Consider the following 3262-nt stretch of genomic DNA (forward strand, 5'->3'; position numbering starts at 1 on the left):
GGTCAGGCGTTCTGGTCGTTCGGCGGTCTGTTCTTCGTCGACAGCCCGGAGCAGCGCCGGCTGGGCATCCGCGACAGCCACGAGCTCGCGCTGCAGGACTGGCTCGGCACGGCCGGGTTCGATCGGCCCGAGGACTACTGGCCACGCCAATGGGCGCACGCCTACGTCGATTTCGCGGCCGGGGAGAAGCGCAGCTGGCTGCGCGCCCGCGGGCTCAAGCTGTTCCCGCTGGTGGGCTGGGCGGAGCGCGGCGGCTACGACGCGCTGGGACACGGTAATTCGGTGCCCCGGTTCCACATCACCTGGGGCACCGGCCCCGCGTTGGTCGACATCTTCGCGCGCCAGCTGCGGGACCGCTCGACCGTGCGGTTCGCGCACCGGCACCAGGTCGACGAGCTGATCGTCGAGGGTGGCGCCGTGACCGGGGTGCGGGGCACGGTGCTGGAGCCCTCGACCGCCGCCCGGGGCGTCGCGTCGTCACGAAAAGCCGTCGGCCAGTTCGAGTTTCGGGCCAACGCGGTGATCGTCACCAGCGGGGGTATCGGCGCCAACCATGAACTGGTCCGCAAGAACTGGCCCCAGCGGATGGGCCGCGTCCCCGAGCAATTGTTGAGCGGGGTGCCGGCGCATGTCGACGGGCGGATGATCGGCATCACGCAGCAGGCCGGCGCCCGGGTGATCAACCCCGACCGGATGTGGCATTACGTCGAGGGCATCACCAATTACGATCCGATCTGGCCGCTGCACGGCATCCGAATCATTCCCGGCCCGTCGTCGCTGTGGCTGGACGCCAACGGCAAACGGTTGCCGATCCCCCTCTACCCGGGGTTCGACACCCTGGGAACGCTGGAGTACATCACCAAATCCGGGTTCGACTACACCTGGTTCGTGTTGAACGCCCGGATCATCGAGAAGGAGTTCGCGCTGTCCGGGCAGGAGCAGAACCCCGATCTGACCGGACAGAGCGTGCGCGAATTGCTGCGCAACCGGGCCAGCTCGGGGCCGCCAAAACCGGTGCAGGCGTTCGTCGATCGGGGCATCGACTTCGTGAGCGCGGACTCGCTGCGCGAGTTGGTGACCGCGATGAACAAGCTGCCCGACGTGCAGCCCCTCGACTACGCCACGGTGGAGGCCGAGGTCACCGCGCGAGACCGCGAGGTGGCCAACAGGTTCAGCAAGGACGGCCAGATCACCGCCATCCGGGCCGCCCGCGGCTACCTCGGTGACCGGCTGGGCCGGGTCGTTGCCCCGCACCGGCTGACCGACCCGAAGGCCGGCCCGCTGATCGCGGTCAAACTGCACATCCTGACCCGAAAGACGTTGGGGGGCATCGAAACCGACCTGGCCGGACGGGTGCTCACCGAGGACGGGACGCCGCTGGCCGGTCTGTACGCCGCCGGCGAGGCGGCCGGGTTCGGCGGCGGCGGGGTGCACGGCTATCGCGCGCTGGAAGGCACCTTCCTGGGCGGCTGCGTCTTCTCGGGCCGCGCGGCCGGCCGCGGCGCCGCCGCCGACATCGCCTGACCGCGCCTCGCACCGCCAAGCCGGGGAACGCCGCTCAGAAGGCGACGGCGCTCTCCTCGGGCAGCACCTGAAAGTCCGTGTCGGTCATCTCCGAAAGCCGGCCGTAGTAGATGCCCCGCGCGTCGGGGGCGATGATGCCCTGGTGGATCGGGACCGCCCGCGTGGGTGCCACCGCGCGCAGGTAGTCGACGGCTTCGGAGACCTTCATCCACGGCGCGGCGGCCGGCGTGGCCAACACGTCCACCGGTTCGTCGGGCACGAACAGCGCGTCGCCGGGATGCATCAGCCGGGCGCGATGCTGCGCGTCACCCACCAGGAACGAAATGTTCTCGATCACAGGGATTTCCGGGTGGATGGTGGCGTGCACGCCACCGACGGCCCGGACCGTCAGTTCGCCGATCTGCAACTCGTCGCCGACGTGGACGTCCCGGCACGGCGAACCCAGCTGCGCCGCGGTCTGCGGGTCGGCGTACAGCGCCGCCCCCGGATTGCCCTCCAGCAAGGCGGGTAGCCGGGTGACGTCGACGTGATCGGGGTGCTGGTGGGTGATCAGGATGGCGGTCAAACCGGTGATGCCCTCGAACCCGTGGGCGAAGCTGCCCGGATCGAAGAGCACTCTGGTGGTGTCGAACTCGGCAAGTAGGCAGGAATGGCCGAAATGCGTCAGTTGCATATCTACGATTGTGCCTCGAAGGGGAAGGGTGCCGATGCGCGTGATGCTGGCCGCGATCCTGGTCGCCGGCGGCCTGACCGTCGCCCTGGTCGTGGTCGCGCCCGCCCACGCCGAGCCCGAGACCTGCCCCACCACCTGTGACCGGATCCCGAACACGGCCTGGATCGAGCAGCGGGCCGTGCCGCTGGACGCGGTGTACCACTGGCCCGCCTTGTCCGGGGTGGCGGTGCCGCTCACCGGAGCGACGCCCGGGCCGCGGTTTAGGTTCGAGGAGCTGTGCGGCGCGCCGGCGTCCGGGCAGGACCCGCGCGACTCGGCGGTCACGTCCCGCGCCACCGTCGCCCACCCCGACGGGCAGTGGCAGCTGCAGGTGCAGGTGCTGCACTGGCGCGGCGACACCGCGCGCGGCGGCCCGACCGCGGCCGACGTGTTGCGCGCCGCCGTCGCCGCCCTGCGCGGTTGCCAGCAGCGCGCGCCGCAGGAGTCGCCGTCGATCACCGACGACGCGCCGAACCGGGTGGCGGCGGTGATCAGCGGTCCGGTCGTCATGCACACCTACCTGATCGCGCACGTGGCCAGCAGCACCATCAGCGAGCTCACCCTGTGGTCGTCGGGGCCGCCGCAGGTGCCGTGGCCGGCGATGGCGGACGACCCGGTGCTGGGCGCCATGACCGCGCCCCTGTGTGAGGCCTACATCGCCTCGTGCCCGTAGCCCCTGGCTGCGGTTTCGCCGGTAGACTCGGCGCCGACAGCCTGACTGAGGAGGAGCGCCGGTGGCCCGGGTGATCGTCAACGTGATGCCCAAAGCGGAGATCCTGGACCCGCAGGGTCAGGCCATCGTCGGCGCGCTCGGGCGGCTGGGCCACCCAGGGGTCGCCGAGGTCCGGCAGGGCAAGAGGTTCGAACTGGACGTGGACGACACGGTCGACGACGCGGTGCTGGCCGAGATCGCCGAGACGCTGCTCGCCAACACCGTGATCGAAGACTGGACGATCAGCCGGGAGGCGCAGTGACGACGCGGATCGGCATCATCACCTTCCCCGGCACGCTCGACGACGTGGACGC

The 3262-nt window shown here is 70.6% G+C and carries 3 protein-coding genes and 1 pseudogene; 3 read left to right on the forward strand and 1 reads right to left on the reverse strand.

All coding sequences use genetic code 11. The features are described from left to right. Nucleotides 1-1524, forward strand: a 1524-nt coding sequence (locus A5714_RS03445) for an FAD-binding dehydrogenase (RefSeq protein ID WP_068282791.1), incomplete at its 5' end; no start/stop codon positions are given. A gap of 34 nt (nt 1525-1558) precedes the next feature. Here A5714_RS03445 and A5714_RS03450 read toward each other — a convergent pair. Beyond that, nucleotides 1559-2197, reverse strand: a complete 639-nt coding sequence (locus tag A5714_RS03450) for an MBL fold metallo-hydrolase (protein ID WP_068071689.1) — start codon at nt 2195-2197, stop codon at nt 1559-1561. Here A5714_RS03450 and A5714_RS03455 point away from each other — a divergent pair. Both A5714_RS03455 and purS read left to right on the forward strand, forming a co-directional pair. Further along, nucleotides 2174-2909: pseudogene (locus tag A5714_RS03455) on the forward strand (ATPase). The gene A5714_RS03450 and the pseudogene A5714_RS03455 sit on opposite strands and share 24 nt — an antisense overlap. Before the next feature lie 61 nt (nt 2910-2970). Beyond that, nucleotides 2971-3210 (forward strand): phosphoribosylformylglycinamidine synthase subunit PurS, encoded by a 240-nt coding sequence (gene purS, locus A5714_RS03460; RefSeq protein ID WP_068071686.1) that lies wholly within the window; start codon nt 2971-2973, stop codon nt 3208-3210. Nucleotides 3211-3262: the final 52 nt, after the last annotated feature.

Origin of the sequence: Mycobacterium sp. E2462, assembly GCF_001672685.1 — a bacterium.
Taxonomy (GTDB): Bacteria; Actinomycetota; Actinomycetes; order Mycobacteriales; family Mycobacteriaceae; genus Mycobacterium.